The 20,522-nt window shown below is 70.6% G+C and carries 15 protein-coding genes and 2 pseudogenes; 5 read left to right on the top strand and 12 right to left on the bottom strand.

The genetic code is table 11. The features are described 5' to 3' along the window. Nucleotides 1–89: 89 nt before the first annotated feature. A complete protein-coding gene (locus tag IE247_RS25095) occupies nucleotides 90–1,784 on the bottom strand; it encodes a VanW family protein (protein WP_190125539.1) in 1,695 nt (564 codons plus the stop codon). A 296-nt stretch (nucleotides 1,785–2,080) separates the two neighbouring features. On the opposite strand from IE247_RS25095, the gene IE247_RS25090 reads away from it, so the two are divergent. The 3 genes from IE247_RS25090 (at nucleotide 2,081) to afsR (ending at nucleotide 8,154) form a co-directional block, all read left to right on the top strand. Then, entirely contained in the window at nucleotides 2,081–3,523 is a 1,443-nt protein-coding gene (locus tag IE247_RS25090; protein ID WP_229869339.1) for a glycosyltransferase, read from the top strand. Continuing rightward, nucleotides 3,520–5,016, top strand: a complete 1,497-nt coding sequence (locus IE247_RS25085) for a DUF6056 family protein (protein WP_190125538.1) — start codon at nucleotides 3,520–3,522, stop codon at nucleotides 5,014–5,016. Before IE247_RS25090 ends, IE247_RS25085 begins: the two co-directional genes overlap by 4 nt. 147 nt (nucleotides 5,017–5,163) lie before the next feature. Next, a complete protein-coding gene (gene afsR / locus IE247_RS25080; protein ID WP_190125537.1) occupies nucleotides 5,164–8,154 on the top strand; it encodes an SARP-family global regulator AfsR in 2,991 nt (996 codons plus the stop codon). A 17-nt stretch (nucleotides 8,155–8,171) separates the two neighbouring features. Here the strand turns inward: afsR and IE247_RS25075 are convergent, their stop codons facing one another. Continuing rightward, complete coding sequence (locus tag IE247_RS25075) at nucleotides 8,172–8,546, bottom strand: VOC family protein (RefSeq protein WP_190125651.1); 375 nt, start codon at nucleotides 8,544–8,546, stop codon at nucleotides 8,172–8,174. A gap of 169 nt (nucleotides 8,547–8,715) precedes the next feature. Here IE247_RS25075 and IE247_RS25070 point away from each other — a divergent pair, with 169 nt between their 5' ends. Further along, nucleotides 8,716–9,627 (top strand): PhzF family phenazine biosynthesis protein, encoded by a 912-nt coding sequence (locus IE247_RS25070; protein ID WP_190125650.1) that lies wholly within the window; start codon nucleotides 8,716–8,718, stop codon nucleotides 9,625–9,627. Here IE247_RS25070 and IE247_RS25065 read toward each other — a convergent pair. From IE247_RS25065 to IE247_RS25055, 4 genes and pseudogenes are all read right to left on the bottom strand, one after another. Beyond that, a pseudogene (locus tag IE247_RS25065) lies at nucleotides 9,615–9,843 on the bottom strand (adenosylhomocysteinase); the annotation flags it as partial. The gene IE247_RS25070 and the pseudogene IE247_RS25065 sit on opposite strands and share 13 nt — an antisense overlap. A gap of 33 nt (nucleotides 9,844–9,876) precedes the next feature. Further along, complete coding sequence (locus IE247_RS25060) at nucleotides 9,877–10,860, bottom strand: carbohydrate kinase family protein (RefSeq protein ID WP_190125536.1); 984 nt, start codon at nucleotides 10,858–10,860, stop codon at nucleotides 9,877–9,879. A 131-nt stretch (nucleotides 10,861–10,991) separates the two neighbouring features. Next, a pseudogene (locus IE247_RS35065) lies at nucleotides 10,992–11,138 on the bottom strand (S-adenosylmethionine synthetase N-terminal domain-containing protein); the annotation flags it as partial. A 32-nt stretch (nucleotides 11,139–11,170) separates the two neighbouring features. Further along, the gene (locus IE247_RS25055) at nucleotides 11,171–12,643 is read right to left on the bottom strand and encodes an MFS transporter (protein ID WP_190125535.1); all 1,473 of its coding nucleotides are present in this window, start codon (nucleotides 12,641–12,643) and stop codon (nucleotides 11,171–11,173) included. 408 nt (nucleotides 12,644–13,051) lie between these two features. On the opposite strand from IE247_RS25055, the gene IE247_RS25050 reads away from it, so the two are divergent. Further along, the gene (locus IE247_RS25050) at nucleotides 13,052–13,408 is read left to right on the top strand and encodes an ArsR/SmtB family transcription factor (protein ID WP_190125534.1); all 357 of its coding nucleotides are present in this window, start codon (nucleotides 13,052–13,054) and stop codon (nucleotides 13,406–13,408) included. 144 nt (nucleotides 13,409–13,552) lie between these two features. Here the strand turns inward: IE247_RS25050 and IE247_RS25045 are convergent, their stop codons facing one another. The 6 genes from IE247_RS25045 to IE247_RS25020 all read right to left on the bottom strand — a co-directional run bounded on the left by IE247_RS25045 (nucleotide 13,553) and on the right by IE247_RS25020 (nucleotide 20,030). Further along, nucleotides 13,553–14,578: a methyltransferase gene (locus IE247_RS25045; RefSeq protein WP_190125533.1), complete on the bottom strand. Its 1,026-nt coding sequence runs from the start codon at nucleotides 14,576–14,578 to the stop codon at nucleotides 13,553–13,555. A gap of 250 nt (nucleotides 14,579–14,828) precedes the next feature. Then, complete coding sequence (locus IE247_RS25040) at nucleotides 14,829–15,920, bottom strand: LLM class flavin-dependent oxidoreductase (protein ID WP_190125532.1); 1,092 nt, start codon at nucleotides 15,918–15,920, stop codon at nucleotides 14,829–14,831. 19 nt (nucleotides 15,921–15,939) lie between these two features. After that, nucleotides 15,940–17,001: a Gfo/Idh/MocA family protein gene (locus IE247_RS25035; RefSeq protein ID WP_190125531.1), complete on the bottom strand. Its 1,062-nt coding sequence runs from the start codon at nucleotides 16,999–17,001 to the stop codon at nucleotides 15,940–15,942. 62 nt (nucleotides 17,002–17,063) lie between these two features. After that, nucleotides 17,064–17,564: a flavin reductase family protein gene (locus tag IE247_RS25030; protein ID WP_190125530.1), complete on the bottom strand. Its 501-nt coding sequence runs from the start codon at nucleotides 17,562–17,564 to the stop codon at nucleotides 17,064–17,066. Between the two features lie 113 nt (nucleotides 17,565–17,677). Continuing rightward, entirely contained in the window at nucleotides 17,678–18,748 is a 1,071-nt protein-coding gene (locus tag IE247_RS25025) for a zinc-dependent alcohol dehydrogenase (protein ID WP_190125529.1), read from the bottom strand. An 82-nt stretch (nucleotides 18,749–18,830) separates the two neighbouring features. After that, nucleotides 18,831–20,030, bottom strand: a complete 1,200-nt coding sequence (locus IE247_RS25020) for an acyl-CoA dehydrogenase family protein (protein ID WP_190125528.1) — start codon at nucleotides 20,028–20,030, stop codon at nucleotides 18,831–18,833. Nucleotides 20,031–20,522: the final 492 nt, after the last annotated feature.

Genomic DNA, 20,522 nt, shown 5'->3' with positions numbered 1-20,522 from the left:
GACGGACCGCGGCCGCCGTGCCTCACTGTGGAGGCGCGGCGGCCGCGGTCTTCTGTCGGACGTCCTCGCGTCAGCGGTCCCGGCTCGGCTCAGTCGCAGGTGACCTTGTCGCGGGGGGTGTAGCGGGTGTGGAACGGCTCCCGCTTCACTTCCTCGCCGTTGGAGTGGAAGACGCGCTCGACGGTGACGTCGAAGCCTTCCAGCGGGGTCTGCGGCTGGCACTCCTCCGACTTGCCGGGGCGGGTGCCGGGCTCCTTGACGTTGGTGCGCGGTCCCTGCACCGCCTCGACCTTGTCGTACTTCTTGGTGCCGAGGAAGGTGATCGTCACCGAGGAGTCGGTGGACTCGGCCAGGATGTAGATGGCGTTGCCCGAGTCATTGGTGAACCTCAGATCGAGGCTGCCCCAGGCGACCGTCGCCTCACGGCCCTCCGGGTAGCGCTCGATGTAGAAGGAGTGCGCGCCGTACTCCACGGGCTTCACCCCGGCGAAGAAGACGGCGTTGAAGACGGTGGTGGCGACGGCCGAGACGCCGCCGCCCGCGGCCTTGGCGTACTGGTCGTTCAGGATGATGGTGCCGTCGACGAAGCCGTTCTCCTTGGTGCGCTCACCGACGGTGCGGTTGAAGCTCCAGGTCTCGTCGGGCATGACGACCGAGCCGTTGATCAGCTCCACGGCGCGGCCGATGTTCTTGGTGCGGTACTCGGCCGGTTCGAAGTCGACGGTGAAGGAGGACATCTTCTCCTTCAGCCCCAGTTCGTCCAGGTTCTCCCTGGTCACCTTGGGCTGGGTCAGCTTGGTGGCCACCTCGCCGGTGCGGGCCGCGGCGCCGTCCTTGGTGAGCAGGGGCAGCACGGCTTCGGTGACCGAGTCGGCGGTGACTTCCCGCCCGGGCTCACCGGCGGTGACCGCTTCGACCCGGTTTCCGTCGAGCCGAAGCTCGGCCTCGACGGCCTCACCGGTGGCGGCGGCGAGGGGGGCGGCCACCGCCGGGTCCTCGGTGAGGGCCTTTCCGTCGAGCTCGGGCACCAGCCGGCCGTCGGCGTCGGGCCGCATCTTCAGATGCTCGCCGAGGACGGCGGGGGTGATCGTGATCCGCTTGCCGCCCGTGGTGAGCGTGACCGGTCCGGACATCGCCGGGCGGGCGAACTCGTTCATGGCCCGCTCGGTCTCCGCCGCGCCGATCCGGGGGGCCTTCTCCCGGATCGGGAGGTTGGCGGGCGTGGGCTCGGCGGCGAGGTACGCGGAGTGCAGGACGCCGACGGAGGCGTCGACGTTCAGGGTCTGCCCATCGCGGGGCAGGACCGGCTTCGGCTCTCCGGAGACGAAGGAGATCGCTCCGTCGCGGACCTCGCGCTCATGTTTTTCGGCCAGCTTTTCGAGGGCGGTCCGGGTCTTGTCCTCGTCGAGCCGGACCACCGGCTCGACGGCTCCCCCGCCGGCTCCGAAGAGCCCGCCGATCACGGTGATCGGGTCGCTTCCGCCGCGGACCGCGCGGTCGGCGGTGGCTCCGGCGTCGAAGGCGAGACCGGCCGGGCGCGGGTCGACGGTGTCGGTACGGTCACCGATCTTCACCGTCAGGGGCCCGGTGGCGCTCGTACCGAGGCGTTCGTCCAGCTTCCGCCGGGCCTCGGACTGGCTCAGGCCGCCTATGTCCACCCCGCGCACCGAGGTGTCCTCGGGTATCTCGTCGCCGGTCAGTAGCAGCCCGGCGAGGTAGAGGGCGCCGAAGCCGGCGACCACCACTCCGCCCGTCGCTGCCACAGGATGTATTCGGCGACGCATGAGACTCCCTGAGAACGACCCACATGAATCCGGCCAGGGGGTGATCCGACCGGAGCGGCAAGCCTGCGATACTACCATAGGTTGCATAAATTGACCGTAAAGTGACAATGCTCTCTTACTGCTACCAATGGTCTGCCCCTCGGGGCCGTCCGATCGCACCGACACCGGCACCGGCACCGCGGGGCGCGCCCGGCGGGTAGCGGTCTTCTCACCCCAACGGCGCACGTTCCCGCGTTTCGCGCCGCCGCCCGCATCGGCGGCGCTGGAGAATGCCCGGGTGCGGGGATCCGGGAAGCGTGGAGCGGGAGACGGCGATGTGCGGCACCCGGCGAGAGATCTCCGTCGTCGTTCCCCGTCTCCCCGGGGCCGACGCCCTCACGGATTTCCACAGCGCACTCGTCGGAACACTGGTCCGGACCCGGCTCGCCTTCGAGATCTGTTACGTGGACGACGGCAGCCGCGACGGCACCGGGGCCCGGCTGGCCGCGCTCTGCGCCTCGGACCACCGGGTGCGCCACACTTCCTTCAGCCGCGCCTTCGGGAGGGAGGCGGCCCTGCTCGCCGGGGCGCGCATGGCGCGGGGCGAAGCGGTGATCCTCATGGACGCGGACCTGCGGCACCCGCCGGAACTCGTGCCCCGGCTGCTGGAGTTCCACCGGCTGGGGTACGACCAGGTCGTCGCACGGCTCGACCGGGGTGACGAAGGCCGGGTCCGGGCCGCCGCCCGCGCGGCCGGCCGCCGGACGCTGGAGCGTCTCATGGGCATCGGGGCCGTCGACGGACCGGGCGACTTCCGGCTGCTGTCCCGCCGCGCCCTGGACAGCGTGCTGTCGCTGCCCGAGAGCAATCGGTACTCCGAGGGGATCTTCTCCTGGATCGGATATCCGACCGTGAGTTTCTCCTACCGGAACGCCGCCCCTGGGCCGGTGCCGGGCGGCGGGAACACGCTCGGCCGGGGCGTCGAGGGCGTGATCTCCTTCAACAGCCGCCCTCTGCGGCTCGCCCTCCACACCGGCATCGCGCTCTTCCTGGCGGCGCTGGGGTACGCGGTCTGGGTCGTGCTCGACGCCCTGCTGCGCCAGGTCGCCGTGCCCGGGCATCCGACCCTGCTGACCGCGGTGATCGCGCTCGGCGGAATCCAGCTCGTCACGCTCGGCGTCATCGGTGAGTACGTGGGCCGTATCCATCACGAGGCGAAGCACCGGCCCCACTACGTGGTGTACGAGACGGACGAGTCGCCGGCCGCCTCACCGCGCCCCGGCGCGCGGGACGTACCCGACGCATCCGACGCATCCGATGTGCCCGACGCACCCGGCACACGGACGGCCGACCCGGCCGGAAAGCCCCGTACCGTACGGCAGTTCGCCCTCTTCGCGGCGATCGGCTGTGTCAATACGGCCGTCTATCTGGCGGTCTACGTCTCGGCGCACCGCTGGATCCCCTATCTGGCGGCGCATGTGCTGGGATACGCGGTCAGCGTCGTGGTCTCCTTCCTGCTCAACTCCTGGCTCACCTGCCGGACCAGGCCGACCTGGCGGGCCTTCGCCCGGTATCCGGCGTCCGGCGTGGCCGGTCTGGTGGGAGCGGGAATCCTGCTCCAGCTCGCGGTCGGCGTGCTGGGGATGGACAAGAACATCTCGGCCGTGGCCGCCGGAGTGCTGGTCACGCCGTTCTCCTTTCTGCTGGCCCGGTGGGCCATCACCTCCGGCGCGGTCGCGCCGTCCGGGCGACAGCGATGACGAACGAACGAAAGGCGGAATCGCCCATGGCCGTCGAGGCGTCGGAGGCAGCCCTCACCGAGCCGCCGTCCGCAACGGACCGGACCGGCGGCGGACGGCGTACGGCCCTCTGGACGGCGGCGCTCAGCGCGCCGCCCCTCGGGCTCCTCGCCGCGGCCGCCTGGTTCGGCCGGCATGTCCGGCCCGGCGCGGACGACTGGTGTTTCCTGCCGGCCGTGCGCGACGGCGGCGTCATCGGGATGGTCGAGAAGTTCTACCTCTGGGACAACGGGCGCATCGGAAACGCCCTCCTGGTCGGGGCGTACTCCAAACCCGGGATCGCGGGACACCAGTGGTTCCCCCTCGTCAGCGGGGGTCTCATGTGGGGGATCCTGTGGGCGGTGACCGCGCTGGCCCTGCGGCGTGCGGCCCTGCGCGTCCCGCGCGGGCTGCCGCTGCTCGTGGCGTCCATGGCGACCGCCGTCTTCCTGCTCGCCAGCCCCAATACGTACAAGACGTTCTACTGGCCCGCCTCGGCCGTCTCGCACACGGTGGCTCCGGTGCTGGCGTGCGCCGCGGTCGTTCCGCTGCTGCTGGCCCGGTCCCGCACGGGCCGGAGGGCGGCGACGGCCGCGGCATTCCTGATGGGGTGCTTCCTCGCCACGCTCTCCGAGAACACCTGTGTCGTCGCCCTCACGGTCCTGACCTGTGTGCTGCTCCTCGGCCGCCGGCTCGTCACCGGCGCGCGGTGCGAGGAGGTGCGCCGGTGGTGTCTCACGGGGATCGCGGGGATCGGCGTCGGAACCGTCGTACTGCTCACCTCCCCCGGCTCCCAGAGCCGTCGTGAGCGGTACGGCGCGAACACGTCGATGCTCGCGCCCGATTCGCTGCTCGGGGCGCTGCGCGCCTTCGGGCACGTTCTCGCCACCCTCCTGACCACATGGGAGTATCTGGGCGCGGTCGCGGCCGGGATGCTGCTGGGCCTGCTGTGCCGAAACGGCGGAGCGCGGCCCTCGTCGGTCGTGCTGAGGAACCGGCCGCTGCTCGCCGCCGCCGGGACGCTGACGTTCCTCGTCGCGGGCTATCTCTGCACCGTGGTCGCGTACCCCGTCTTCGGCGCGGGAACGGCGACGGTCTCGCGCGCCTGGAACGACTACCTCCTGCTCTTCGTCGCCCTGCTCGTCGGCGTCGGCGCGCTGCTGGGGCGTGCCGTGAGAGTCGCCTCCGGGCCGCTCAAGGCGGTCTGCGCGGCGGTCTGCGCGGCATGCTGCCTCGGGCTCGCCTTCCCCCTCGCCGGGCTCGGGACGGATATGGAGGCCAGGGCCCGGGCCTTCGACCATCAGGACCAGTGGCTGCGCGACCGGGCGGCGGGCGGGGCCCGGACGCTCCCGTACACACCGCTGTCGGTCGCCGCCATGGGAGAGCCGTTCGGCAAACACGGGAGCTGGCCCGCCGGGTGCGTCGCCGATTACTACCATGTCGACAAGGTCACCCACTCGCCCCGGCTGCCCTGAGCGCCCCACCGGGCGCGCGCCTGTGGCGTACGCCGGCGCGCGGCGGTCCGCGGCTTCACTCCGAACGGTTTCCGGACACGCCGAACCGTGGCGTAGCGTCCCGTCATCCGTGGAAGAACGGCGACCGCGGCGGGGGGCGGGGGCGAAATGCGCGATGAGGGCGGGCTGTCCATACCGAAGGGGCGAGTGGCGGGTCCGGTGCGCGGCGGCGGGGACGATCTGCGTTTCAGCCTGCTGGGTCCGGTGCGTGCCTGGCGCGGCGGGAAGGCGCTGCCTCCGGGTTCGCCGCAGCAGCGCACGGTGCTGACCGTGCTGCTGCTGCGCGAGGGCCGCACGGCCACGGTGTCCGAGCTGATCGACGCGCTCTGGGGTGAGGATCCCCCTTTACAGGCCCGGGCCACGATCCGGACGTACGCCTCCAGGCTCCGTAAGCTCCTCACCCCGGACGCGCTGGTCAGCGAGGCCGGCGGCTACGCCCTGCGGGTCGGCCGCTCGTGTGTGGACCTCGCGGTGGCCGAGGTCGCGGCGGCGGAGGCCGAGCGGCTCCGCGCGGCCGGGGAGCCGCACCGGGCTCGTGCTCTCCTCGACACGGCGCTCAATCTGTGGGACGGGGAGGCGCTCGCCGGTCTCCCGGGGCCGTACGCCGACCATGAGCGGGCCCGGCTCGGCGAGTGGCGGCTCCGGCTGCTGGAGACCCGTCTCGAACTGGACCTGGAGACCGGGCGTCACGCGGAGGCCGTCTCCGGGCTGACCGCGCTCACCGCCGCCCACCCGCTGCGCGAACGGCTGCGCGAGCTGCTCATGCTGGCGCTCTACCGCAGCGGACGGCAGGCCGAGGCCCTCGCGGTGTACGCCGACACCCGCCGGCTCCTCGCCGAGGAGCTGGGCGTCGACCCGCGCGCCGAACTCTCCCAGCTGCAACAGCGCATCCTGCGCGCCGACGGGGAACTGGACCGCGCCGGGGAGGGGACGACGGCTCCCGCCCCGCCGGACTTCGGCCCGCCCGCGCAGTTGCCGCCCTCGGTGGCCGACTTCACCGGCCGCGCCGACGAGGTGCGCGGGCTGATCGAGCTGATGGCCACCGCGGGCGGGACGGTCTCCCCGGTCGCCGCGCTGGCGGGGATCGGCGGGGTCGGCAAGACCACGCTCGCCGTCCACGCCGCCCGGCTGTCGCGCCCGCACTTCCCCGACGGCCAGCTCTACGCCGACCTCCAGGGCGCGGGCAGCCGCCCGGCCGAACCGGCCACCGTGCTGGGGGCGTTCCTCCGTACCCTCGGCGCACCGGACTCCACTATTCCGGACTCGCTCGAACAGCGCTCCGCGCTCTTTCGCACCCTGCTGGCGCACCGCAGGATCCTGGTGCTGCTCGACAACGCCCGCGACACGGCCCAGGTCCGTCCGCTGCTGCCCGGCGCGGAGGGCTGCGCGGCCCTGATCACCAGCCGGACCCGGCTGGTCGGCCTGGAGAACGCGCGGCTGGTCGATCTTGAGGTGATGTCCCCCGAGGAGTCGCTTCAGCTCTTCACCCGCGTCGTCGGCGAGGAACGGGTCACCGCCGACCGGAAGTCGGCCCTCGATGTGGTGACGGCCTGCGGCTTTCTGCCGCTGGCCACCCGGATCGCCGCCGCGCGGCTGGCCGCCCGCAGCGGCTGGAGCGTCTCCGTGCTCTCCACGAAACTCGCCGACAAGCGCCGGCTGCTCGACGAGCTCCACGCCGGGGACCTCGGCGTCAAGGCGACCTTCGAGCTGGGCTACGCGCAGCTGGAGCCCGCGCAGGCGCGCGCCTTCCGGCTGGTCGCGCTCGCCGACGGGCCGGACATCTCGCTCCCGGCCGCCGCCGCGCTGCTGGGGCTGGCTCCCCAGGACGCCGAGGATCTCCTCGAAGCGCTGATCGACAGCTCGCTGCTGTGGTCCTCGGTGCCGGGCCGGTACGGATATCACGACCTGGTCAGGCTGTACGCGCGTACCTGCGCCGAGCGCGACGAGCGGGAAGCGGCGGCCCTGGCCGCGCGCTCCCGTCTCCTCGACTTCTACCTGGCCACCGCCGCCCGGGCCTACGCGGTCGAACGTTCCGGCGACCGACTGCCCGACCATCTGGAGGCCACCGCGCACGAGGGGCTGCCCTTCGCCGACCGGCGGGAGGCCGTCGACTGGCTGCACACCGAGGCGCAGTGCGTACTGGCGTGCGTCGGTCAGTCCACGGCGGACGGCCTGCTCAAACGCGCCGTCGATCTGCTCTGGGCCGCCAAGAATCTCGCGGAGTGGGGCGCGCACTCCGCGCAGTACGCCACGGTCGCGCGAGTCGCGTGGGACGCCGCCGGAGCGGCGGGCGACATCCGGGCCTTGGGCCGGGCCCACACCGCGCTGACCACCGTGGAGCTGATGGCGGGTCGCTACGGCGAGGCGGGCGAGCACGCCCGCCGGGCCGCGCTGCTCGCGGCGGAGACGGAGGACATCGCGCTCGTCTACGCCGCCGGCAACGACCGGGGGATCATCGCGCTCGCCCAGCACCGGCACGCCGAATCGGAGCGCTTTCTACGGCAGGCCGTCGAGGACGCCGGAGCCTACGGCAATGAGTCGGGCCAGGCCATGTCGCTGTGCAATCTCGCCCAGGGGTATCTGACCATGGACCGCGTCGACGAGGCGATCGAGCTGGCGCGCAAGGGCGTGGACATGCTGTCGGCCCATGGTCTGACCCTGCGGACGGCCAATGCCCGCTACACCCTGGGAAACGCGCTGACGAGGGCGGGCCGCCATGCCGAAGCCCTTGAGGAGCATCTGTCGGCGCTGCACGGCTTCGCGGTGAACCGGCAGCGGCTGTGGGAGGGGACGACTCACTTCCGTATCGCCCAGACCCATCTGGGCGCGGGGCGTCCGGCCGCCGCCGCCCACCATGCCGAACAGGCTCTGGCGATCGGCTGCATCGGGGGCGACCGGATACGCGCCGGGGTGCTGCTCGCGCTGGGCCGGGCGCTCCACTCGCTCGGCCAGGAGGACCGCGCCCGTGCCTGCTGGGGGGAGGCGCTGACGCTGCACAAGGCGTCGGAAGCGCCCGGGGGCCAGGAGGTCCTGGAGCTGACCGCGCTGCTCGGCATCGGCATCGGCGCCGACGCGGGCGTCACGGATGCCGGGCGGTAGCGGAAGGGCAGGCCCGCTCAGCTCTCCTGGAGCACCGAGAGGACGTTTCCCGCCGGATCCCTGAACCACGCGATGGCCGGTCCGCCCTCGTGGCGGGCGATCCCCTTCTCGTCGTGGGCGAAACCCTCGTAGCGCTCGAAGCTCACGCCCCGCGCGGCCAGCGCGTCCACGGCCTCCTCGATGTCGTCCACCGGGAAGTTGAGCAGTGTGAACCCCGCCGGTGTGTGGTCCGGCTTCGGATAGACGAGGACGGTCGCGCCGCCGCCGAGTGTCAGGGTCAGCATTCCCCGCTCCTCGCCGACCTCCAGTCCGAGGGTCTCCCCGTAGAAACGTCTGGCCGCCGGGATGTCGTCGACGGCGAACCCGCTGAACGCCCTGGTGTCCCGGAACATGTGCCGCACCTCCGCCGTCTCGCGCCCGCCCGGTCGTCTCGGTCTCTCCATCCTCTCCCCGATGGTCACCGCGTGCGACCGAAGGGAAATCAGTCCACCGGCCATGCATTGGACTGAGCCAGAGGGTGATCGGACTGGTTACCTTCTCCCCATGAACGCCACGCCCCCCTTGAACATCCACGTCGTCGACTCCTTCACCGACCGGCCCTTCGGCGGAAACCCCGCGGGGGTGTGTCTGCTGCCCGCCGGTCCATGGCCCGAGGACCAGTGGATGCGGCGGATCGCGGCGGAGATGAACCACTCGGAGACCGCCTTCGCGCTCCCGTCGGCCGCCGGGGCGGACGCGGACTGGTCGATCCGATGGTTCACCCCGCTCGTCGAGACCAATCTCTGCGGGCATGCCACTTTGGCCACTCGCCATGTGCTGCGCACCGAGCGCGGGCTGCTCGGCCCGATCCGGTTCAGCAGCCGGTGGAACGGCGTCCTCGTCGCCGAGGCCGACGCCGACGGCACCGTCGTCCTGGACTTCCCGGCCGCCCCGGGCACCCGGGTCCCCGTCCCCGAGGGGCTGGCGGAGGCTCTCGGCGTCGCCCCCGAGGCGACCTTCCGCACCGGTGCGCTCGGCGATCTGCTGACCGTGCTGCCCGACGAGGCCTCCGTCCGGGCCGTGACGCCCGATCTGGCCGCACTGGCCGAGCTGACCCGAGCCGAGGAGCTGCGCGGTGTCATCATCACCGCCCGGGCCGCCGGCGCGGACGGTGAGCACGGCTCGGCGTACGACACGGAGCACGGTGCGGAGTACGACTTCGTCTCGCGCTTCTTCTCGCCCTCCGAGGGCATCCCCGAGGACCCGGTCACCGGCAGCGCCCACACCGCCCTCGCGCCCTACTGGTCGGACCGCCTCGGCCGCGAGAGCCTCACCGGACTCCAGGCCTCCGCCCGCGCCGGGCTGGTCCGGACCGTCGTACTGGGCGACCGTGTACGGCTGAGCGGCAGCGCCGTGACGATTCTGTCGGGAACCCTGGGCGAGAGTGCCGCCCGGGGGTGCGGGCCGGGCGGCGGGGTGGATCAGCAGCGGTAGTGGTCGGGCTTGTACGGGCCCTCCACCTCGACACCCGATGTACGCCGCCTGCTCCGGACGGAGCGTCGTCAGCTCCACACCCAGCGCGTCCAGGTACAGCCGCGCGACCTTCTCGTCCAGGTGCTTCGGCAGCACATACACGTCCGTCGGGTTGACCTCGTCCTTCACGATCCCGGGGATCTTCACCAGGCCGGCCGTGTCGATCTCGTTCACGAAGAGCCGCGGCCCGTACGGCGGCGCTGTCCGTGGTCATGACCTGCCCACCAGCTGAGGTGCTATGGCACGGGCGGCCTCCGGCCCGTACGTCTCGTCGATCCGGGCGATCAGATCCGCCGCCAGAAGCTTGTACTCCTGGGTTCCGACGGATTCGAGGACGACGGTGGCCAGGGTGCAGCCGAGCCGGGCGGCCTGCTCGTACGGCCACTCCCAGGCGATTCCGGTGAGGAATCCCGCGCGGAACGCGTCGCCCGCCCCGGTCGGGTCGGCGAGCCGCCTCGGAGGGATCGCGGGGATGCTCACCGGGGGGCCGTCGGCGCTCGCGAGGGAGACTCCGCCGGCCCCGAGGGTGGTGATCCAGGTGCCGACCCGGTTGAGCAGCTCCTTCTCACTCCAGCCGGTGCGCTCCCGCAGCAGGGCGGATTCGTACTCATTGGTGAACAGCCAGGTGGCCCCGTCGACCAGTTCGCGCGCCTGGTCGCCGTCGAGTCCGGCGAGCTGCTGGGAGGGGTCGGCGGCCACCGGGATGCCCAGCCGGTGGGCGGTCGCGGTGTGCCGGAGCATCGCGGCGGGATCGTCCGCGCCGATCAGGACCAGGGCGATGCCGCCGGGGCGGGCGGCGACCTCGGCGAGGTCGATCTCACGGGCCTCGGACATCGCCCCCGCGTAGAAGGTGGCGATCTGGTTCTGCTCGGTGTCCGTGGTGCACACGAATCGGGCCGTGTGCAGGGTGTCGCTGACCCTGACGGAGGAGGTGTCCACACCCGCCGCCCGGAGCCCGGTGTCGTACTCGGCGAAGTCGACGCCCGCCGCGCCGACGAGCACCGGGTTGAGACCGAGCCGGCCGAGGCCGACGGCGATATTGGCGGCGACGCCCCCTCGGCGGACTTCGAGCCGGTCCGCGAGGAACGACAGCGACACCCGCTCCAGCCGGTCGGCGATGAGCTGGTCGGTGAAACGCCCGGGGAATTCCATCAGATGGTCGGTCGCGATCGAACCGGTCACGGCGATACGCACGGCAGTCACTCCTTGAACCTGGGATCGGGGCGAGGGAATCGGCACGGTGGACGGGCCGGGAGGGGCGGCTCGGCTGCCGAGGTACTCGATGGTGACCTGGGTCTTGCCGTCGGGGCGCGGATAGTGCGCGGCCCCGTTCCTGCGGACTTCGACGAGTCGTACCCGATCTCCAGGATCTTCTCGCGTACGAGGGTGGGGAGGTCGGCGTGGGCCTTGGTGGTGACCTCGCCGGAGATCCGGGCCTGGCCGGTGCGGCGGGCGGCCGGGGCCGGACGGATGAACCGTCGGCGGAGGCCGCCCGCCGTGCGGGTCACTTGGCCGCGAGAGCCTCCTCGCTCTCCGGTACGGCGGTGGGCGGTGCGGCGGACTGACGCCGCAGGGTGAGGGTGACGACCAGTCCGAGGACCATGGCGGCGGCGGTCAGCAGCACCACGAGGAACTCGCCGTCGGCGGTGGCGACGCGCAGCGCCTCCCCGGCCTTGCCGTCGGTTCCGATGTCCGCGAGGACGGTGAACACCGCGAGGCCGATGGCGTTTCCGATGTTGAGTGTGGTGGAGGCGATGCCGTTGGCGACGCCCTGCTCATGGGCCGGGGTTCCGGTGGCGGACGCGATCCACATGGAGGTCCAGACGATGCCCTGGCCGACGCCGGAGACCACGAGTCCGGGCACGAGCATCCAGTAGCTGATGTCCGCGCCGAACCCGAAGGCCAGCCCGACGGTGCCGATCACACCGATGACGAAGCCGATGAGCAGGGTGGTGCGGATGCCGATACGGGTGGTCAGCCGCTCGCCGAGCTGGGTGCCGGCGGCGATGGCGATGGAGGGGATGAGGAAGCCGAGTCCGGTCTCCAGGGCGCTGTAGCCGTGCACGGTGTGCATGAGGACGGTGAGGAAGTACGGCAGGACGCCGAACGTCGCCATGTAGATGAAGGTGATCGTCATGCCGACGGTGAGGTTGCGGTTGCGGAACAGCCGGAAGGGCATCAGCGGGTCGGCGCTGCGCGCCTCCACGGCGGTGAAGACCGCCAGCAGGATCACCGCGAGGATGAAGGAGCTGATGACCACCGCGCTGCTCCAGCCCATCTCGGGCCCCTGGACGAGGGCGAAGACGAGGAGGGTGGCACCGGCGGTGACGCTGAGGGAGCCGGGGAAGTCGAACTTGCGGCGCGCGCCCTGGGCGGGGTCTCGCGGGATGACGAAGAGGGCGGCCAGCGCGACGATTCCGGCGAGGGGGACATTGACGAAGAAGACGGCGGGCCAGCCGAAGTTCTCGGTGAGGACGCCGCCGAGCAGTGCGCCGAGGGTCAGACCGCTGGCTCCGGCGCCGCCCCAGACGGCCAGTGCCCGGTTTCGCTTGGGGCCCTCTTCGAAGAGTGTGTTGATCAGGGAGAGGGTGGACGGGAGCAGCAGGGCTCCGCCGATGCCCTGGATGGCCCGGGCGACGATGATGACGGTCGAGTTGGTGGCCAGTCCGCCCGCCAGGGAGGAGACGGCGTACAGGGCCAGGGCGAGCACGAACATCCGGCGACGGCCGAGCAGGTCCGCCGCGCGCCCGCCGAAGAGCAGGAAGCCGCCCGCGAAGACGACGTACGCGCTGACGACCAACTGCTGGGTCTGGCCCGGGAAGCCCAGATCCTCGCCGATCTCGGGGAGCGCGACGAACACGATGTTGAGGTCGAGCGCGTAGATCAGCTGTGCCAGCGCCAGAAGCGCCAGGGTCCAGCCCAACCGCTTCTTGGCGCCGTCCGGGGTCTTCCCCTGCGACGCGGATGAAGTGGACATGTGAGTGTGCCCCTCTTTGGGTCTCAGCCAGTTGACAGGCGGAGGCGCCCGTCCGATTAGATCGTACGTATCCTTACGTACATACGGACGGTTAGCAAGCTCGGTACACCCGGGCGACCCGGGGAAGTGACCGGCCAACGACCGCTGAATGAGGCACAGTTGAGGGATTCCCACACGTCAGGGACCCTGACAGCACCCGAGTCGGTCGGGCGGCGCCCTGGACGGCCCTGTGTACGAGGGCAGTTGGGGGCGGCATCCGCGCCCCGGCCCGAACTCCGGGCGTTCCGCTGGATCTCCACGCGAACCCGACCGTCTTTCCTGTACATAAGCCAGAAATGTGAGCAAACGCGTGAAATTGGCACGAACAGATCGAGCAATACTGTTGGACTGTCGCGGTACGGTGGAAGCATGATTCCTCGCCATCCAGACCGCGATCAGATCCGGATCGAGAGCGTCCTGTCCGCGCTGGGGAGCCCCATGCGACTGGCCGTCGTCCGCGTCCTCGACGCCGGCGGAGAGCACAATTGCGGCAGTGTGCTCAATGTCCTGAGCGTGACCGCGAAGTCGACCATGACACACCACTGGCGGGTGCTGCGGGAGAGCGGCGTCATCTGGCAGCAGCCCTCGGGGCGCGAGAATCTCCTCTCGCTCCGCCGTGAGGATCTCGACGCCCGCTACCCCGGACTCCTCGACACCATCCTCGCCGGCAAGCTCAGCGACGTCGCCGTGGAGGCGGCCACCGCCCGGGTCCCCTCGGGCGGCTGAGCCCGGGCCGGGCCCGCCGCCACGGCGAGGCGACACTCGCGGTGGCGACGGGACTCCCGGGCGGCGGGGACATCCGCGGGCCGGGGGCGGAACCGCGCCGTGCGGCGGCGGGCCGCCGCCCCCGGGCCTCGCGCGAAGCCCGGGTCAGGGCTTGCGGGCGACCAGCACTCCATTGGCGCCCTGCCCGTCGAACGGGGTGATGCCCTCGGACTTGAGTCCGAACTCCGCCATCCACTCCGCGTACTCGGCCGCGGTGTAGTTCCGCCCCCAGGTCTCGACCAGCATGTTCAGGCTCATCATCGCGGCGGGCACCGGTCCGCGCTTGTCGTCGTCCACGAAGGCCTCGGTGATGAGCAGGACACCGCCGGAGGGCAGTGCCTCGGCGCAGGCGCGGAGGATCTTGCGCGCGTCCTCGATGCCCCAGTCGTGCAGGATGTTGGAGAGCAGGATCGCGTCGTACCCCTCCGGCACCCCGCCGACCTCGAAGAAGTCACCGCTGGCGAAGTCGATCCGGTCCGCCAGGCCGGCCGCGACCACCCGGGGCCTGGTGAGCTCGCACACGAACGGCAGGTCGAAGACGGTGGTCCTCAGATGCGGGTGCCGCCGGCAGAGCTCGATGTCGTACGCCGCCCCGCCGCCGCCCACGTCCAGCAGCTTCCCTATCTTGCTGAAGTCGATGGATTGCGCGAGCTGCCCCGCCGTGTAGGCGGAGAGCGAGTGCATCGCGTCCCAGAAGTGCTCCTTGACGATCGGGTCGTCCGGCTGGAACAGCGACTTCTGGTTCTCCACGTCCCAGGTGCTCGGGTGGTTGCCGCGGAGCGAGTCCTCCATCTTCAGATAGGCGGGGTACTCGTGCTTGTCCACCAGTGTGACCCAGCCGCCGAAGTACCGGGGCTTCCCCTTGACGAGGTACTCCTCCGACAGCGGCGTGTTGCCGTACTGCCCCTCGTCGTCGAGCTGGAGCAGGCCCAGCGAGACACAGCCCGTCAGCAGCAGCTCCGCGGGGCGCACATGGATGCCGTGCCGGTCGGCGAAGCCCTCCAGTGTGATGCTCCGGCCGCCGGAGAGCTCCGTGAAGACCTCCAGCTCCGTGGACAGGGCCAGCGCCTTGAACGCGTACACACCGAGGGTGAGGTCCATCAGGGGGGTAGGGGAAACAGTCGATGTCATCGATTTCCTCCGAGTTTTGATCCGCCGTCCTGGATTCATCGAGAAGCTTAGGACCAAATCCTCTGGAGTGGCTCTGTGCACCTTATTTGGAATACGACTATGAGAAGTCGGCCCCATCACGCGGCGATGACTTGGATTCTCTGGAAAAGGGCATGCAGAAGCACCGCCCGGCATTTCTCTCCCACCATTTTCCATGGCGGAGGGAAATGCCGGGACGGATGCCGTCAGCCGTCGCCCCGGGGGCGGTGGTTCAGCGGAGTTCCTGCTCCGGGCGGTGGGTCTGGACATGGGCCGGGTGCGTGGGGCCGGAGCGGACCTCGGCGGGCCGGCCCTTCGCGAACTCCTTGCGGAGGACGGGCACGACCTCTTCCCCGAGAATGTCCAGCTGTTCGAGAACGGTCTTCAGCGGAAGTCCTGCATGATCCATGTTGAACATCTGCCGCTGATAGTCGCCGAAGTAGTCCCTGAATTTAAGGGTCTTCTCGATGACCTCTTGGGGACTGCCGACACTGAGCGGCGTCTGGGCGGCGAAGTCTTCGAGCGAGGGGCCGTGTCCGTAGACGGGCGCATTGTCGAAATAGGGGCGGAACTCCCGTACCGCGTCCTGGGAATTCTTGCGCATGAACGCCTGTCCGCCGAGTGCCACGATCCCCTGCTCGGGAGTGCCGTGGCCGTAGTGGGCGTACCTCTCCCGGTAGAGGCCGATCAGCTGCTGGAAGTGCTCCTTGGGCCAGAGGATGTTGCTGGCGAAGAAGCCGTCCCCGTAGAAGGCGGCCTGTTCGGCGATCTCCGGGCTGCGGATGGAGGCGTGCCAGACGAAGGGCGGCACCCCGTCGAGCGGGCGGGGCGCGACGGTGAAGCCCTGGAGCGGGCTCCGGAAGCGGCCCCGCCAGTCCACCGACTCCTCGCGCCAGAGCCGGTACAGCAGCGCGTAGTTCTCGACGGCGAGCGGGATGCCCTGCGTGATGTCCTTGCCGAACCACGGGTAGACGGGCGGGGTGTTGCCGCGCCCGAGCACCAGATCGACCCGGCCGTCGGCGAGATGCTGGAGCATCGAGTAGTCCTCGGCGATCTTGACGGGGTCGTTCGTCGTGATCAGCGTGACGGCGGTGGAGAGAAGGATGCGCTCGGTGCGGGCCGCGATATAGCCGAGCATGGTCGTCGGGGACGAGGGCACATGGGGCGGATTGTGGTGCTCCCCGCTCGCGAAGACGTCCAGGCCGACCTCCTCCGCCTTGAGCGCGATCGTCACCATGGACTTGATCCGCTCGTGCTCGGTCAGCACTCTGCCCGTGGTGGGGTCGGGAGTGACGTCGCCCACGCTGTAGATCCCGAACTGCATGACAGCCCCTCAAGGTTGATCACTCGATTGTACGCGTAAATAAGTACAGTACGTTAGTACGTGGATGTAAGTACTGTTCGCCACGCGCACTCCGCCGCCCGGGCGGGTCCGTCGCCAGGACCCTGGCGGTGTGCAGGATGTCGGCGGGGCTCGGCGGGGTCCAGACGTCCCGCCCCAGCAACTGGTCCAGGAAGGCCCCCAGCGCGTCCCCCGCCCGGGGCGGCGGATGGTGTTCGGTGCGCCGTGTGCCGCCGCCCGTCGCGAGCGTCAACAGGCCTCCGTCGACGGTCACCGACCCCTCCTCGCCCTCCAGATGCAGATGGGTCCCGCCGGGACGGACCGTCCAGCCGGCGTGCACGGAGACGGTCGCGCCGCCCCAGTCGAGAAGCGCCGTACCCCCCACGTCCAGCGGCCGGCGGCCGTGGTGGCGCAGCCGCCGCGCCCTCATCCCCAGAGGGGCCGAGGGGTCCAGCCATCTCAGCAGGTCGACGAGGTGGAGCGCGAGATCGGCGAAGCCGCCCCGGCCGCCGTGCTCGGGCAGCAGCATCCAGCCCGCGCCGCCGGTGAACACGCCGTCGGCGAGGCCCGCGTGGCTGAAGCGGAGGTGGCCGCTCACCACCGGTCCCAGCGCCCCTTCGGCCAGCAGCGTCCGGACCCGGCGCAGCGCGGGAGCGCGGCGCAGGAACATGGCGGTGGTCGCGGGCACGGCGGCGGCCTCGATGGCGGCGACGAGTCCGGCCGTCTCCGCCGGGTCGGCCCCGAGGGGCTTCTCGGCGAGTACGGGCACTCCGGCCGCGAGGGCCAGTTCCAGGAGGGGGCCGTTCTCGGCGGTGGTGGAGGCGAGCACCGCCGCGTCGGCCCCGGACAGCGCCTGTGCGGGGGTGCGGGCCAGGGGCGCGCCCGGGACCGGGGTACGCCAGGGCGGCTCTCCCGGGTGGAGCGCCGCCAGCCGCGCGTCCGGGTGCTGTTCGATGGCGGCGAGATGGTCCGGCAGATGGACATGGGCCGTGCCCAGGACGGCCACGCGCAGGGGTCGGGCGATGGGCGGGGCCGTCCCGGGCCGGGTCTCCGCCTCGGCCACGGGCCCAGGCCCGGTCTCTGCCCCGGGCCCGTGGCCGGTCTCGGTCTCGGTTGTCGGCAGGGTCACCGGACCGCCGTCAACCGGTCGGCCGGTACGGGCAGGGCGAAGGCGCGGTCGCTGTAGACGAGCGGGGTGCGGGTGCTCACGTACGCCGTCTCCACCCGGCCGACGAGAATGCTGTGGTCACCTCCGTCCATCACGGCGTGAAGGGAGCAGGCGACGCGCGCCGCGGCGGCGGCCAGGCCGGGGAGTCCTCGTTCGCACGGCACCATGTCGCCGTCGGCGAACCGGTCCACGCCGGACTTGGCGAATCTCAGGGCCACCTCCGCCTGTCCGCGTGCCAGGACGTTGACGAGGAAGTGTTCGGCGGTGGTGAACGCGTCGTGGGTGCTGGCCTTCTTGTCCAGGCAGATGAGGACGAGCGGCGGGTCGAGGGAGAGCGCGCTGAAGGAGCTGCCGGTGAAGCCCCGGTGCTCGCCGGAGGCGGTGACGGTGGTGGCGACGGTGACGGGTGCCGGGACGCGGGCCATGGCGCGGGTGAATTCTGCGGAGTCGACGGTCATAGGGGATTCCTTCGTCCAGGAGAGCCATGGAAGGCCGCTCGCGGCGCCGGCCGCACCCGGGGGCGCCGTGGGTGGGGTCCGTCCGCCGGCCCCGGCCGGCGGACGGAGCGGCGCTACTTGCGGAAGTCGACGATCGTCTTGAGGTCGGTGGTGGTCCGGTAGCTCTCAAGGATGTCCACCAGGCCGTCGTAGTCGTCGAACTTGTGGACGGTGGACAGGAGCGCCTTGCCGTCCACGATGCCGGTGAGCAGCATCTGCATGGCCGAGGCGATGACGTTGGCGCTGTGGTGCATCGGGAAGTGGGTGACGTCGAAGGGCGCGGAGCGGATGTTGATGCCCTTGGCGAGCATCAGCCAGGTGTCGAACTTCTGCATCTCCTGGGAGGCCCCGTACAGGATGTAGCGGCCGCCGGCCTTCATCTTGCGCATGGCGACCCGGCGGGGGTCCTTGTCCTCGCTCACGCCCTCGACGGTGGGGAGCGCGTCGAATATGTAGTCGTAGGTGCCCTCCTCGACCGTCTCGATCAGTTCGTCGGGCAGATAGGCCCGGTCGGAGAACTGCTGCTCGGCAAAGGTGTTGCGGGCGGGGTTGGTGTCGACGGAGACGACGGAGTTCGGGGCGAGCAGCCTCTTGATCACGCTGCCCGCGATGACTCCGATGGGGCCCGTGCCGAGGATGAGCACCTTGTCGCCGATGCTCGGAGGGTTGGCGAGGATGGAGCGGAGGGCTCCGGTCACCGGTTCGATGAAGGACGCCTCAAGATCGCTCAGTTCGTCGGGTATTTTGACCGCGGCCGCCCTCCGGTCGTCGTGGAAGTTGCGGTCCGCGCTGAAGACGTCCTCCTTCACCTGTCCGGAGAAGATGGGGCGCACGCTGCGGTACTCGGCGAAGCCGCCGAAGTCCGTCTGCCCCCAGTAGACGATGCGGTCGCCTATTTTGATGTCGACGCCCGCGCCGTCGAACTCCGCTCCGATGTCGACGACTTCGCCCAGGTACTCGTGTCCCAGGATGACCGGGTACTCGGACGGGAAGAGATGTCCTTCGAAGAAGGAGATGTCGGTCGAGCAGATCGAGACGCAGCGCGTCTTCAACAGCAGTCCGTCCGCAGGGGTCTTCGGGGTGGGAAGGTCCGCGAGGACGGTCTTGCGCGGAGCCAGGAGCTGTACGGCCTTCATCGTTTCCATGACTGCGACCTTTCTTCGGTAAATGCCGGCCGGGTGGCCGGCGTGTCCGGGGCTGTTCCGCCGTGCCTCGTGCCGGATGGCGTCACCGGCGCATCTGGAGTTCCCCGCCGGTGAGGTACTGGCCGGCCATCTCGAAATGTGTGGAGGAGAGGGTGATGTGCTTCACCGCGGTGTGGACGTCCCGGAAACACCGTTCGAGACGGCTGGTGGTGTAGATGGAGCTGGCGCCTGCGAGTCTGTAGAGCGTGTCGACGGTCTCGACGGCGCTCTCGGCGACGGTCGCGGCGGTCAGCCGGACCAGGGCGCTCAGCGCGTCGCCGCCCGTCTCGCCGTACTCGATCGTCTTCTTCGCGGAGTCCGCCAGGAGAAGGCGTGCCGTGTACAGCCGCATCTCCGCCCGCGCCAGCTTCTCCTGGACGGTGTGACTCCGCGCCAGGGTGGTTCCGGCGGCGGCCGGGGTCTTGCCCTCGGCGAGCGTCTTGAACGATTCCAGCGCGTCCTGGGCGATGCCGAGCGCGGTGGAGGTCGAGGTGAAGGGCCCGAAGTCGTAGTAACTCGCCGCGTACGCCCGCGATTGGCGCTCGGCCGGGGGCCGCAGCATGTCCGCGCCCCTGACGGTGAAGTCGTCGGGGACGAAGGAGTCGAGGACCTTGTAGTCGTTGCTGCCGGTGCCGCGCAGCCCGATGGTGTACCAGGTGTCCTGGATCTCGACGTCCGAGCGGGGCACGAACAGCATGCGCGTCTCGGGGCCCTTGGCGCTCTGGCGCACCCTGCCGCCGTCCGTCACGAGGGCGGCGCAGACGAACCAGTCGGCGTGGGCGGATCCGCTGGCGAAGCCCCAGGTGCCGCTGAGCAGGTATCCGCCGTCGACGGCCTCGGCGCGGCCGGTGGGGTTGACGCCGCCGATGACCAGTCCGGGGTGGTCCTTGAAGAGCTTGCGGGAGGTGGGTTCCGGGAGGTAGTCGGCCAGCCGGCCGATCGCTCCCTGGACCCCGATCTGCCAGGCCACGGAGGCGTCCAGCCGGGCCAGCGCCTGGATCACGGCCGATCCGGTCTCCAGGCTGACCTGCCCGCCGCCGAACTCCCGTGACACCCACATACGGGTCACTCCGAGGTCGCGCAGTGTCTCCATGACCGCGCGGGAGGTGACCCGGGCGTGGTCGGCCTGGGCACGGCGGTCCGCGATGAGCGGGGTGATCTTTTCAATGCGCCCCAGCCATTCCTGTGTCTCCTTGGAAACGGCGGCTCTCGGCAGTCCGCCTTCGAGGCTCACGGAATTCATGGCATCCACTCCTGATTCGATTCGGTCGGCTGTTCACTCCATGGCGATCGGCGCAGGAGGAACACGGCACGGCGCATGAGCAGAGCAGGGAGTACGTCAGTGATTTCGCTGCGGGAATGCAGCAGGCATCACGGCCACCGCCGGGAATCACCGGGCGGGCACAGCAGCCGGGTATTTCTGGGGCGCGTCGCGCAACGCACCCGTTTCCCCATTTCCACAAGCCGGGGGAGGAATCAAGGAATTGAGCGGTCCTGATTCTGTGACTGTGGAAATTCCCCCACCCTCCGGCTTCCATTCTTGGGCCTTCGGGAGGCGGCTGCAATGACAACCTGCAAAAGTCGTTTCCGCTCCTGCGGGCGGTGAGAAACCGCCGGGGAACGGGATCTCGTGCGCGGACGTGGAGTCCCGGGCCGGGTCCGCGGGGACGACCTAGGGCGTTTCTTAGGGATCTTCTGGTCGTTGGTTCAGGTGTGTCGTTGACTGACGCCCAGT

Origin of the sequence: Streptomyces inusitatus, from assembly GCF_014651115.1 — a bacterium.
In the GTDB taxonomy this organism is placed as follows: domain Bacteria; phylum Actinomycetota; class Actinomycetes; order Streptomycetales; family Streptomycetaceae; genus Streptomyces; species Streptomyces amakusaensis.
Note: the sequence above shows the minus strand (reverse complement) of the source record. Positions and strands in the feature narration are given on the sequence as shown.